The sequence below is a fragment of the Buchnera aphidicola (Uroleucon sonchi) genome, assembly GCF_011035165.1.
Taxonomy (GTDB): Bacteria; Pseudomonadota; Gammaproteobacteria; order Enterobacterales; family Enterobacteriaceae; genus Buchnera; species Buchnera aphidicola_BE.
On record NZ_CP047588.1, the window covers coordinates 473254 to 488365 of the forward strand.

At 21.2% G+C, this 15112-nt stretch carries 7 protein-coding genes, 1 tRNA gene and 1 pseudogene; 7 read left to right on the plus strand and 2 right to left on the minus strand.

Features of this window, described 5'->3' with window-relative positions:
• The first annotated feature begins 32 nt into the window (after positions 1-32).
• Genes recC through recD form a run of 3 tightly spaced genes read left to right on the plus strand, consistent with a single transcriptional unit; the run spans position 33 to position 8553 of the window.
• Positions 33-3245, plus strand: a complete 3213-nt coding sequence (gene recC, locus GUU85_RS02125) for an exodeoxyribonuclease V subunit gamma (RefSeq protein ID WP_163119502.1) — start codon at positions 33-35, stop codon at positions 3243-3245.
• Between the two features lie 7 nt (positions 3246-3252).
• Positions 3253-6747 carry an exodeoxyribonuclease V subunit beta gene (recB, locus tag GUU85_RS02130; RefSeq protein WP_254056356.1) on the plus strand — a complete coding sequence of 1165 codons (3495 nt, stop codon included), beginning with the start codon at positions 3253-3255 and terminating at the stop codon, positions 6745-6747.
• A gap of 3 nt (positions 6748-6750) precedes the next feature.
• Positions 6751-8553, plus strand: a complete 1803-nt coding sequence (gene recD, locus GUU85_RS02135; protein WP_163119504.1) for an exodeoxyribonuclease V subunit alpha — start codon at positions 6751-6753, stop codon at positions 8551-8553.
• A gap of 296 nt (positions 8554-8849) precedes the next feature.
• Here recD and GUU85_RS02140 read toward each other — a convergent pair.
• A tRNA-Met gene (locus GUU85_RS02140) sits at positions 8850-8926 on the minus strand.
• A 98-nt stretch (positions 8927-9024) separates the two neighbouring features.
• Between GUU85_RS02140 and mltA the strand changes: the two genes are divergently transcribed.
• From mltA to nusB, 4 genes and pseudogenes are all read left to right on the plus strand, one after another.
• Positions 9025-10104, plus strand: coding sequence for a murein transglycosylase A (gene mltA, locus GUU85_RS02145; RefSeq protein ID WP_163119505.1), 1080 nt, complete (start codon positions 9025-9027; stop codon positions 10102-10104).
• Between the two features lie 44 nt (positions 10105-10148).
• Entirely contained in the window at positions 10149-10625 is a 477-nt protein-coding gene (gene ribH, locus GUU85_RS02150; RefSeq protein ID WP_163119506.1) for a 6,7-dimethyl-8-ribityllumazine synthase, read from the plus strand.
• Between the two features lie 1073 nt (positions 10626-11698).
• Positions 11699-12787, plus strand: a pseudogene (gene ribD / locus GUU85_RS02930) (bifunctional diaminohydroxyphosphoribosylaminopyrimidine deaminase/5-amino-6-(5-phosphoribosylamino)uracil reductase RibD).
• Between the two features lie 46 nt (positions 12788-12833).
• Positions 12834-13259 carry a transcription antitermination factor NusB gene (gene nusB, locus GUU85_RS02165; RefSeq protein ID WP_163119508.1) on the plus strand — a complete coding sequence of 142 codons (426 nt, stop codon included), beginning with the start codon at positions 12834-12836 and terminating at the stop codon, positions 13257-13259.
• Between the two features lie 38 nt (positions 13260-13297).
• On the opposite strand, the gene dxs is transcribed toward nusB, so the two are convergent.
• Complete coding sequence (dxs, locus tag GUU85_RS02170; RefSeq protein WP_163119509.1) at positions 13298-15106, minus strand: 1-deoxy-D-xylulose-5-phosphate synthase; 1809 nt, start codon at positions 15104-15106, stop codon at positions 13298-13300.
• Positions 15107-15112 lie beyond the last annotated feature (6 nt).

Sequence of the window (15112 nt, forward strand, 5' to 3'; positions counted from 1 at the left end):
AAATATTGTTTACTGAATTAAAATAGGTATTTATGTTATTTGTTTACAAATCTAATTATTTAAATATGTTATTTTCAAAAGCTAGTCAAATTATTAAAGAAAAACCTCTTTCAAATGTTTTTGAAAAAGAAATTTTTATTTATGACAATCAGATATTATTTAAATATTTAAATATCTGGCTTGCCAAAAAAAATGGAATAACAGCAAATATTAAATTGTATCATGCTGATAATTTTCTTTGGGAGCTATTGAGAAAAATATTATTTAAAACAAAAATAAAAAATTTTTTTACTGATTCAATAATGATGTGGAAAATTATTAAAATTTTAGATAAAAAAACATATGATACAAAATTTATTAATCTTAATAAAAGTGAAAAATTTAAATTTTCTTTTTTAATGGCAAAAATATTCAAAAAATATATTTTTTATCGTCCGAATTGGATAAATTCTTGGTCACAAGGGGTAAATATATCAAATATTGAAAATGATGAAATATGGCAAATAAAATTATGGACACTAATTATTAGTGATATGCAAAAATATAATCAATCTTATAACAATTTTGCACATATGTTTAAATCTTTTAATTTATTAGTTAAAACCAAAAAAATAAATATAGATTATTTGCCTCATCGTTTTTTTGTAATTTCTTCTTTTTCACTAAATCCTGCTTATATAAATATTTTAAAAAAAATTAGTGTGTATATTAATATTTATTTTTTACATATTACACCTTATAAATATAATATTTTTAATACAATTGAAAATAATAAATTTCTCTCTAAAAGTAAATCGCAAAAACAAAATTATACTAATCCATTAATACAATTATGGGGCAAATATGAAAAAATATATGAATATTATATAATAAAATCTTCACATATAAAAATTATTAATTATTTTAAAAAATATCATGAAAATAATTTACTAAATTATATTAAAAACGATTTTTTAAAAAAAAAATATTTTTATAAGAATAAAAAAAGATTATTAAATAAAACTGATAATTCAATTTCTATTCATATTTGTTATAATAAAAAAAATGAAATTGAAATACTATATAAAACATTATTAGCATTATTAGATCAAAATCCATCTATATCACCTGGTGATATAATTGTAACTTCAAAATCTATTGATTCTTATACTCCATATATTTATTCTACATTTACTGCGATAAATCAAAAAAAACAAATACCTTTTTTTATTGTTCAAAATATTAATAAACAAACTAAAATAATTACTGAATCATTTAAAAAAATATTAAATTTATCAAATAGTCGATTTGAAAATAAAGAAATATTAGAATTTCTTGATATACCTGAAATAGCAAATAAATTTAATATTTCAGATGAAGAAATTCAAATTCTATACTATTGGATTGAAGAAACAAATATTCGATGGGCTATTGATGAAAAACATAAAAATTATTTATCATTTTTTCCACATAAACAAAACACTTGGTTATATGGTATAGAAAAATTATTGCTTAGTTATTCTATGAATAATACAAAAAATATTTGGAATAATATTTTATCTTCTAGTTTAATTGATAAATCAAAATCAGAGTTAATATCAAAACTAATTATATTTATCAATACACTAAAAAAATGGCAAAAAAAATTATCAAAATCACAATATATACAATATTGGAGTTTATTAGCACATGATATAATTAATGATTTTTTTTCTTATAATGAAAATACTATAAAATTTTTTAATCTTATTAAAAGAAATTGGACAAAAATCATTGATGATAATATATCATCAAATTATTCAAATAAAATTTCAATCAATATATTAACAATTTTATTTTTTAATAAATTTAATAACATTAATCATCAAGGTATATTGCCTGGTGCAATCAATTTTTGTCATTCTAACACTGTATGCTATATTCCATTTAAAATAATATGTATTATTGGAGCTGATCATTACAGTGTTTCTCAAAATTATGACTTAGATAATTTTAACTTATTATACAAATATTCTAAAATCGGAGATTTAAACAATTATATAAAATCATGTTATTTATTTTTGCAAAGTCTATCTTGTGCTCAAAAATATTTTTATATTAGTTATGTTGGATATTCTATTAAAAATGAAAATAATAAACTACATACTCCTAGTATAATTGATCAATTATTAAATTATATAGCATCAAATTTTTATTTTTGTGGTAAAAAAAAATTAAATATTCATGACAATACTAAAAATATAATAAAAAATATTTGTAAAATACATCAAAAACAAAATTTTTATACTGTTAACACCATTAATGCAAGCATTAAACAAAAGTCACAATATATATATAAAAATATTGTGGAAAAAATTAATACTCAAAATCTCTTAGATCAGAAATCAACCAATAAATTAAGTTTACAAGATATTATTAATTTTTGGAAAAATCCAATACGTTATTTTTTTAAACACAGATTAAATATTCAATTCAATAGATCAAAACATATTATACAAACAACAGAACCATTTTCAGTGAATCCATTAGATTCTTATAAAATAAAAAACATTTTATTAAAAAAAATTATATATCATGAAAATATTGATGAATTACTTCAATATTATATTGCATCTGGAAAATTACCTTATGGTATTTTTGGTAAAATGTTCTGGGAAAAAAGTATTGAAGAAATGCAGGGTATAGCAAAATTAGTAATAAAATTAAGAAATAATACAAAAGAAAAAAAGATTAATTTAAAGATAAAAAAATACCAAATTAATGGTTTATTATCTGAAGTACAAGATATAGGTTTATTGCGTTGGAAACCAGGTACAATTAATTATAGTGATCGTCTCGTGCTATGGTTGGAACATTTAATTTACTGTGTATCTGGAGGTATTGGAGAAAGTCAAATAATAGGTTATAAAAAAAAATGGTCTTTTTCTATTTTAAATCCTGATATCGCATACTTTTATTTATTAAAATATATTGAAGGATACATAAAAGGAACCAAAAAAATAATTTTATTAACAAAATCAGGATCTTCTTGGTTAGATGTAATCTATGATATAAAAAATGATATAATTAAAACAGATAATTTAACAAAAAATAAAAGTCATTTAAAATTACTTCAAACTTGGATAGGTAATAATTTTTCTTTAGGAGAAAAAAATGATTTTTATATTCAAAAAACATTCATTGAATTAAATGAATATAATATTAAAAAAATTTGTAAAACAGCTCAAACATGGTTAATTCCAACTCTAAAATATAAAAAAAAATAACATAAATATGACTAATAAAAAAAAACTTGATATTTTTAAAATATTACTGAATGGAATAAACTTAATAGAAGCGTCTGCAGGGACAGGTAAAACTTTTACAATTATATTATTATATTTACGTTGTTTATTAGGCATAGGAGATGTGCAAAATCAAAAAAAACTTCGTATACATGAAATACTTGTACTCACTTTTACAAATGCAGCTAAAGAAGAATTATATATTCGTCTTAAAAAAACAATTAATAATTTATATTTATCTTGTGTTAATAATACTGATACCAATGATCCTATATGTAAATTGTTTTTAAAAAAAATAAAAGACATGAATGGAGCTGTATCTATTTTAAAGAAAGCAAAAAATAATATACATGAAGCCGCTATTTATACAATACATAGTTTTTGCCAAAAAATATTACAATCAAATAATTTTTATATAAATTATGTATTTCAAGATAAAATCATTGATAAAGAAGACAATTTATATATCAAAACTACAGAAGACTTTTGGAGATTGTATATATATCATTTGCCAGAAAACATTATTAAAATTATTTTTCAATATTATAAAAATCCAAATGATCTATTAAAAATAATTAAACCTTTTATACATATGAAGTTATTTAACTATAATGTAAAAATATTGAATAATAAACATTTAATTTTGCTACATGAAGAAAATATAAAAAAAATAGATTACATTAAAAAAATATGGTTAAGACATTATCCTGCAATCTTGAAAAAATTGAATGATATAAAAATCAATAAAAAAATATACAATCAATTTAATATATCTAGATGGATAAATAATATTACAAAATGGTCAGAATCTGAAACAAAAGATTATTATCTTCCAATTGCATTAAAATATTTTTCTCAAGAAAACATTAAAAAAAATACAATATATTATATAAATATAGAATATATTCTTTTTAAAGAAATAGAGATAATATTAAAATATAACTTTTCATTAAAATATATCGTTGCATTATATGCTATGCAAAAAATTCAAAAACTATTAAAAAAAGAAAAAGAAAAACAATCATTGTTAGGATTTGATGATTTATTAAGTAACGTTTTAATGATTTTAAAAAAAGAAAAAAATTTACGAACATTAATTAGAAAAACATATCCTATAGCATTAATTGATGAATTTCAAGATACTGATATTGTACAATATAAAATATTCAATCTGCTATATAAAACTAATGAAAAATCAGCATTATTTTTGATTGGAGATCCAAAACAAGCAATATATAGTTTTAGAGGAGCAGATGTATTTTCTTATTTATCTATAAAATCTAAAATTAAAAAATACTATTACCTTGATACTAATTGGCGTTCTTCAGTTAATATGTGTAATAGTATTAATTTTTTATTTTCACAAAATAATAATCCATTTATACTCCCGGAGATTTCATATACACCAATTATATCTTCTAAAAAAAATGTTCATATGAATTTTTTAATAAATGACATACCACAAATTCCTATTAGATTTTTTGTTCATAAAAAAACTGAAATATATTTAGATGAATATCAGCTATGGATTGCTAAACAATGTGCCCAAGAAATTAGTTATTGGTTAACTTGCGCACAAAATGGGCAAGCTAAAATAATAACTGTTAATAAAGAAAAAATATTATCACCTAATGATATTGTTATATTAGTAAAAAATAAAAAAGAAGCTAATATTATTAAACAAGCATTACAAAAAATAAATATATTTTCAATATATTATTCTGATAAAAATAGTGTATTTAAAATTCTTGATGCTCAAGAATTATTATGGATATTAGAATCAATTTTAGAGCCTGAGAATATAAAATTATTACAACAATCCATTTCAACACATATTTTGCAAGTAATTTCTTCTAAAACACAGAAAAAAAATAATAATCAATCATATTATATGATTGAAAAATTATATGAATATTATGAAATTTGGAATAATACTAGTATATTTCATATGATTCAAGTGATGATACTAGATTATCAAAAAAATGCTGATATTATAGACTTAAACATAAACTATATAAAAAATTTAAATTTTTTACATATTGCAGAAATATTACAAGAAAAATTTCAATATTTTAATAAAAAAAGATCTTTAATTCATTGGTTTCAAAGTAAAATATTAGATACTAAAGAACCTTTACCAGAGGAATATATTAGAAATTATCCAGAATGTCAATTTATTAGAATTATTACCATACATAAATCTAAAGGCTTAGAATATCCAATTGTTTGGATACCTTTTATAATTGATTTTAATTCTTCCTTATTACCTATTTATCATAATAAAAATTATGAAGCAATCATAGATATTACACACAATGAAAAATATTTCAAAATATCTGATACAGAAAGATTAGCAGAAGATATAAGATTATTATATGTTGCAATTACTAGATCTATTGTGCATTGTTGCATTGGATTATCATGTTTAATTAAAAAAAAAATAAAAAATAGAATATATGATAATGATATTCATAAAAGTAGCATAGGATACATTATACAAAATGGCCAACCTATGCATTATAAAAATTTTTTAAAAAAATTAAATCAATTAAGTATCAACAATATATTAGAAGTACGCAATAATAAAAAAAAATATATACTATCTAAAACAAAAAATATTTATTTAATTAATCAACCTATTGATTATAATAAAAAAAATAACAATATTTGGAATATCACTAGTTTTACAAAATTAAAAAAAGAAAATAATTTGTTTGAATTGCAAAAATCAACAATATTATTGAATCAATATAATAATAAAACATTAAAAAAAAAATATGAAAAATTAACAATATATAATTTTCCGAAAGGAAAAAATACTGGATTAATGATGCATGATATATTAAAAAATTTAAATACATTAGCCACTAAAGAAGATCAATGGTTTTCTGATATATTAAAGAAATATAATATTTCTTTAAAATGGACAAATACATTAATATTTTGGATTAAAAATATTTTAAATATTTCTCTTAATGATAAAAATATGCGTTTATCAAATATTACACAAATATCATGTATAAAAGAATTAGAATTTTTTTTACCAATAAAAAATATTTTATATAATTCAGATTTCAATAAAATTATTCAATCTTTTAATGATATTAATTTGCCAACATTGTCATTTAATCCAATAAAAGGAATATTAACAGGCTGTATTGACTTATTCTTTATATGGAATAAAAAATATTATATTTTAGATTATAAATCTAACTGGTTAGGAGATGATAATACTTGTTATTCTCTAAAAAATATTCAAATAGAAATAATGAAAAATAGATATGATTTGCAATATCATATATATACAGTTGCAATACATAAATATTTAAAACAAAAAATTAAAGATTATCATTATCAATCTGACTTTGGTGGAGTGTTTTATTTTTTTTTAAGAGCTATAGAAAATAAAAAAGAAAATCATGGGATTTTTTATACAATACCAGATTATAATCTTATAAAAAAAACTATTGATTTAATTTCATAAAAAATGATTATTTTATTGAAAAAAGCTGTACAAAAAAATATTATACATCAAATTGATTTTGATTTTGCGAAATTTATTAGCAAAACAAATAATATTATTATGTTAGTTGCAGCATGTATGAGTTATGAAAACCAAAAAGGTCATATATTTTTACCCATTCAATATTTTAAAAAAAATAATTTTTTTTCTAGCACAAATGAAAAATTTATTAAAAAAATATTAATGATATTAGATAAAAAAATTTATTGGGAAACAGAATTATTAAGACATTCATCTTTTAGTAATGGTTCTAAATTAACTCCTTTCATTATTCAAAATCATAAGATTTATTTTTATAAAATGTGGCAGGCAAAAAATAATATTTTAAATTATTTAGAAACACATAATAAAAAAAATAAAATTAATAAAAAAAAATGTTTTATTTTATTAAATAATTTATTTCCAAATCAAAAAAAAGATTTTCAAAAAATAGCCACTGCCAGTGCTTTATTAAATAATATTATTTTTATTCTTGGAGGCCCAGGAACGGGAAAAACTAGTACTATATTAAAGATTATAATTGCTTTAATAAAAAATACAAAAAAAATAATAAAAATTCAATTATCTGCACCAACAGGAAAAGCAACAGCACGTTTATCAGAAATTATCAATAATAATCTTTTTGATATATATCTTTCTAAAAAAGAAAAACAATCAATTATATTATCACCAAAAACCATACATCAATTATTAGAAATTAATAAAATTTCACAAAAAAGTGCTTTTAATAAAAACTATCTATTAGATTTAGATGTTCTAATTATTGATGAAATTTCTATGGTAGATATTTTAATGATGGAGAAAATATTATTTGCAGTATCAAAAAAAACAAAATTAATTTTTATTGGTGATCATAATCAACTTTGTCCAATCGAGGCAGGATCTATTTTAAGATATATTTATCATCATGTGAATTATAATTATAATTCTAAAAATATGATAAATATTGAAGAAATAACAGGTTATAAACTATGTAAAAAAATCAAAACAAAAATAGATATATTAATTAGTAATAATATATGTATATTACAAAAAAATTATCGATTTAATAAAAATTCTGGTATTTATATATTATCAAATGCAGTAATTAATCAAAACATAAAACTAATTCAACATGCTTGTAATAATAAAATAAAAAATATATTTTTTCATAATATAAACTCTATACAAAAATATGATAATATGATTGAAAAACTTTCTGCAAAAAATGAATATTTTTGGGAAAAAATATATAACAAAAAAAATATTCTTGATATAATAAAAACTTTTCAAGATCATCAAATATTATGCGTATTAAATAATAGTTTGTTTGGAGCAAATATCTTAAACATGCAAATTGAAGAAAATATGCATCAAAAACACATGATAAAATACATTTATATCAATGGAGCATTATGGTATGTAGGTAAACCCATTATGATAACTAAAAATAGTAAATATTTAAATTTATCTAATGGAAATATTGGAATTACTAATATGAGTCAAAATGGTATTTTACAGGTATCTTTTTTAAAAAAAGATAATACTATTCATAATATTCCGGTAAAAATTTTAAAATATTATAAAACAGCTTGGGTTATTACTGTTCATAAAGCACAGGGTTCAGAATTTATAAATACTACTTTAATATTACCAGACAAGTATTCTTCTTATTTAAATCAAGATGTAATATATACTGGAATTACTAGATCTCAAAAAACTTTAAATATATTTTCCAAAAAAGACATATTTATTAAATCTATTCTTAATAAAAATAATTTAATTTAATTTATTAAAAATAAAATTGTTGTTTAAGATGAAATTTAATTATTATTAAATAATTTATTAACAAGACACTGGATTTTTAATAATATCAACTATAATAAAAAAATTTTTGATTGTATATATTTTATGAAGATTAACTGTTAATTGATTATTAATTACTTACTTAAGTATCTTATTTTGAATTAGTAATATATGTGATCTCATGATATTATATTATAAAATAATATATGTTATTATTATTTTATATTTAATATATTAAATAATTGGTAAATTATTAAAACATAAAATATAATTTATTCTGGTTGCGGGGGCTGGATTTGAACCAACGACCTTCGGGTTATGAGCCCGACGAGCTACCAGACTGCTCCACCCCGCGTCATTATAAATATAATATCACTTTATTAAAGTGATTACAATATTTTTTATAACAAATAATAATTAAAATTTTTTATTACTCAATACGTTAAAAAAAAGATGAGATACAAAAAAATTATAATCTTAATATCTTTAATGTTTTTTATTTTATTTAAAGAAGCATATGCTAAAAATATTTTTTATAATAAAGAAGATCAACATGATAATAAATTAATCAAACATTTAACAAAAATACAAAAAATAAATATTAAGCAAAAAATTATTAATTCTCGATTATTTTTAATACAAATTGAAAAAATTAAAAAATTTTCTCCAGCATTATATTTAAAAAATCAATTAATTTATACAAAAATTTCTCATTGGTTAAAATATAATGCTAATATTCATGAATTAAATAAATTTGGAGTTCATTTATTTCCAATGAAGGGAATAGATAATTATAGACATATTAAAATAACTGGATATTATACACCAATAGTACAAGCTAGAAAAATTAGAACAGGTAATTTTAAATATCCAATTTATTCTATGCCTGATATGCACAAAAAATATCATATTTTGCCAAAAAGAAAAGATATATATAATGGAGCATTAGATAATAAATATATTTTAGCTTATAGTAACTCTTTAATAAATAATTTTATTATGGAAATTCAAGGAAGTGCATTTATAGATTATGGAAATAATAAACAATTAATATTCTTTAGTTATGCAGGAAAAAATGGTTGGCCTTACAAAGCTATTGGAAAAATTTTAATTAATCAAGGGGAAATCAGTCAAAAAAACATGTCTATGCAAGCCATTAAGTTATGGTGTAAAAAACATTCTGAAAAAGAAATGAAAAATTTATTTGAAAAAAATGAATCATTTGTATTTTTTAAAGAGACTAATCAACAAGAAGCATATGGTGCTAGTGCTGTTCCGCTAGTTTCTAAAGCATCAATAGCCGTAGATAAATCTATTATTAAAAGCGGAAGTGTAATTTTATTAAAAATTCCTATACTTAACAAACATGGCGTATTTATTAATGAATATGAAATCCGTTTAGTGATTGCATTAGATGTAGGTGGAGCAATTAAAAACCAACATTTTGATATATATGAAGGAGTTGGTGCAAAAGCGGCTAAATCAGCAGGATTTTACAATCATTATGGATATGCCTGGATATTAAATAATTAATAATTAATTTTATATATTTCAAATAGAATAAGTTAATAATAAATATGAACACAATTCAATCAGGTATAATATCAAAAAATGCATCTATTGCTATAATCATTTCAAGATTTAATGATTTTATTAACAAACATTTATTATCAGGAGCATTAGATGTCTTAACAAGGTTAGGAAAAGTAAATTCAGAAAATATTTTGACAGTATATGTTCCTGGAGCATATGAAATATCAACTATAGCAAATTATATTGCACAATCTAATAAATATGATGCTATTATTACTTTAGGGACTATTATAAAAGGAGAGACAGATCATTTTAAATATATTAGTCATGACACTATTAGCAATCTTTCTAAAATAAGCATAAAATATTTTTTACCTATTACTTTAGGAATATTAACTACAGATGATGTTGAACAATCAATTGAACGATCTGGTTTAAAAATGGGGAATAAAGGATCAGAAGCAGCTTTAGCTGCTTTGGAAATGATTAACATAGTAAAAAATTTAAAAAAAATACTATAATATAAAATATGTATACATTGTGTTAATAATTAAACTAAATATTATACAATCAACTAATTTAAAAATAATTTTTAAATGATGAAATATAATAAAAAATATTTTTATAAAATTATAGGTATCAAGTATTATCCATGATAATATTATAATTGCAATTATTACACTTTTACAACTAATACTAAAATGTTTTTAAAAAATTTATATTTTAAATATGATAGATTTATCATTATTTATGATATAAAATAATAGTATTAAATCTGAATAAATTATTTTCTATGATTAAAAAATACTTGAAAATAAATAATTTTTTTAACTTAAAATTAATAATAATTTAAGAAATTATAATTATAATATTAATTAATCATAGTGTAATATTACTAATAAATAGCATATATAATTAGTTAAAAAAGTATGCATTATAATTTATATTAGATTCAATTTAGTTAATACTCAAAAAGTATATAAATTATTCAAAAAAAATACTATATTGATAAAAAATAATTTTACAATAAAAATTTGTATAAATATTCATAATATAATTAACAATTAGATTTTTTATTATTTGTACGAAAATTTTAATTAAAAATATAAATATAAAAAATTGTTTAATTATCCAGTTTTGGATTTTACATTTATATTTTCTTAAAAAATAATATAAATAATTTCAATTAGATATTAATGAATTAAATAGATTAATTATCATTTAAGACATATCTTATAAAAATATAGTTCATAAAATATTTTCATTATAATAAATTCATTATTCAAAAATCATTATTTCAATAGTTTTAATTAATCAATTTAAATTTCAAGATCATTATCATTATACAAGACATAATAAAAAAATTATAAGATATATTTTAATATTTAAAAAACTAAAAAAATTTATTAAATCAACATATAAAAAAGTTTTCCATTTTTTACATATGAATAAAAGATATTAGACTAATTTTAAAAAATGTACATTTACTTTATAAAAAAAATATTTTTTTATAATATCCGTTTCAATCATTTTCATTAAAACATGTTCTCAATACATCTAAAATAGGTTGATTGAAATGAATGATATATTTTATATGAAAAGAGCAATTGCACTTAGTAAATTAGGAGAATTTACTACTGCACCGAATCCTAATGTTGGATGTGTGATTGTAAAAAATAATCATATTATAGGAGAAGGATGGCATAAACAATCAGGAGATGATCATGCAGAAATTAATGCATTAAAAATAGCAGGAAAACAGGCTAAAGGCAGTACAATTTATATAACATTAGAACCATGTAACTATTTTGGACGCACTCCTCCCTGTTGTCATGCATTAGTAAAAGCAGGTATATATCGTGCAATTATATCAAATATTGACCCTAATCCACAAGTCTCTGGAAAAGGGGTTTTATACTTAAAACAATCTGGTGTTTTAGTAGAAATCGGTTTATTATCTCAAGAATCAAAAAAATATAATAAAGGTTTCTTTAAAAGAATGAATACTGGTTTACCATGAACACAACTTAAATTAGCTATATCAATAGATGGAAAAATTGCAACTAAAAATGGTGAAAGTAAATGGATTACGTCAAAATGCGCGCGTCAAGATGTTCAATTGTTTAGAGCAAAAAGCTCAGCTATTTTAAGTAGCAGTTCAACTATTATCGCTGATAATCCACGATTAAATATACGTTTCGAAGAATTTAATTCTAAAATATCATCTATAATTCCTAAAAAAATATTTCAATATCCAATTAGAGTTATTTTAGACAGTCAAAATCGTATACAACCATTTCATAAAATCATTCAAACAAAAGGTGACATTTGGCTAATAAGATTAAAACGCGATCAAAATATATGGCCTAAACATATAAAACAAATTATAGGAAAAAAATATGAAAATAAAATTAATATATATAATTTATTGAAATTTTTAGGACAATCTGATATTAATAATGTTTGGATTGAAGCAGGAAGTCAATTATCAGGATTTTTATTGAAAAATAGTTTAATAGATGAATTAATTTTATATGTAGCACCTAAAATATTAGGACATGAAGCTCAATCATTATGCATGATCTACAATATATTACATATATCTAATGCAATTCAATTTGAATTTCAAGATATCCGTCAAATAGGATCTGATATAAGATTAATATTATCTCCTAAGAAATAATTTTACATTAATATATATAATAATAAGAGCTTAATTTAATTTTAATATGAAACCAACTTATCGACGAAAAGCACGTGCATGCGCCTTACAAATGCTATATTCTTGGGAAATTTCTAAGAATAACATCAAAGAAAGCGCTATTCAATTTCTAAAAGAAATAAATAAAAAAAATATTGATATATCATATTTTTATGAATTAATCATTGGCGTTACATGTCATTATCAAAATATAGATAATTTAATTAAACCATATTTATTTAGGTCTTTAAAAGAATTAGGGCATATTGAAAAAGCTATTCTCAGAATTTCATTCTATGAATTATATAAAAGAAAAGATATACCATATAAGGTTTCCATCAATGAAGGTATTGAATTAGCCAAACTATTTGGTTCTGAGGATAGTCATAAATTTATAAACGGGGTATTAGATAAAGTTGCATTTAAAATAAGATATAATAAGGATAAGATATAATTAAATTACAGTTTTATCTCAACAGATAATTATATTAATTATTGCATTAACCAACAAAAAATTTGTCTATGAATACCTTCTTCATCTAGCTGATAATCATGTCTTATTTCCTCTTGAGTACCTTGAGGAATAAAAGAATCAGGTAAACCAATATTTAAAACAGGAAGACAAATTTTTTTCATCATCATAAATTCGTTAACAGCACTGCCAGCCCCACCAGAAATTACGCCTTCTTCAAGAGTGATAAAAAATTTATGTTGATATGATAAATTTATAATCATATTTTGATCTAAAGGTTTAACAAAACGCATATCAACTAATGTTGCATTTAAATTATTAGCAGCAAAAAAAGCATATTGTAATAAAGTGCCAAAATTTAAAATCGCTATTTTTTTTCCATATCTTTTTATTAAAGATTGACCTAATGGAATAATCTTCATTGGCATTAGCAATGTTCCAATTCCATTACCTTTTGGATATCTTACAACACAAGGACCTTTTTTATACATATAACCAGTATATAACATTTGACGACATTCATTTTCATTACTAGGCGTCATAATAACTATTCCTGGAATACATCTTAAATAAGCTAAATCAAAAACACCTTGATGAGTTGGTCCATCATTACCAACAATTCCTCCACGGTCTATAGCAAATAATACAGATAATTTTTGTAAAGCGATATCATGTATCATTTGATCATACGCTCTTTGTAAAAAAGTAGAATAAATAGCAACTACTGGTTTATATCCACTGATTGCCAACCCTGCAGCAAAAGTTACAGCATGCTGTTCTGCAATAGCAACATCAAAATACTGATCGGGGAAAAGACGGGAAAATTTTAACATTCCAGAACCTTCACACATTGCAGGAGTAATACCAATTAATTTTTCATCAAATTTAGCTATTTCACAAAGCCAAGAACCAAAAACATCTGAATAACTAAGAGTTTTTTTAGAAGATGATATAGTACTTGAAGATACTGTATGCCATTTAATAGGATCTAATTCTGCTGGAGGATAACCTTTTCCTTTTTTAGTAATTAAATGTAATATACAAGTATCTTGTTTATTTTTAATATCTTTTAGTATTTTAATAATCGAAAAAATATTATGACCATCATATGGTCCTAAATATTTAAAACCTAAATGAGAAAATATTGAACATAAATAATCATTAATATGATTAATATTTTTTGATGTAATAGAAAATTTTATTTGATCTGTGTAGTTATGTTTAATTTTTCTTAAGTTTGCTAAGTGCACATCAAGAGCTCCAACATTTTTAGAAATAGACATTTGATTATCATTCAATATTACTAAAAAATCAGATTGAATCATTCCAGCATGATTCATCGCTTCAAATGCCATTCCTGCAGTTATAGCTCCGTCACCAATAACGCAAACTGTTTTTCTATTTTTCCCTTCTTTTGTAGCTGCAATAGACATACCTAAACCTGCACTGATAGAGGTAGAAGAATGACCTACACTTAAAATATCATATTCACTTTCATCTCTACAAGGAAAAGCATGTAATCCATTTTTTTTTCTGATACTATTAATTTGATTCATTCGACCAGTTAATATTTTATGAGGATATGATTGATGCCCTATATCCCATAATAAATTGTCAAAAGGAGTATCATAGATATAATGCAGCGCAACGGTAATTTCAACAACACCTAAACCGGAAGCAAAATGTCCTGAGGATATAGCAGCAAGATCTAATAAATATTTACGTAGCTCAGAGCATAATGTTGGTAATTCTTCAATTTTTAACAGTCGTAATGTTTTAACTGAACTTGCAAAAGATAAAAGTGGATATTTTTTAAGATTCAAATTCATTAAGTA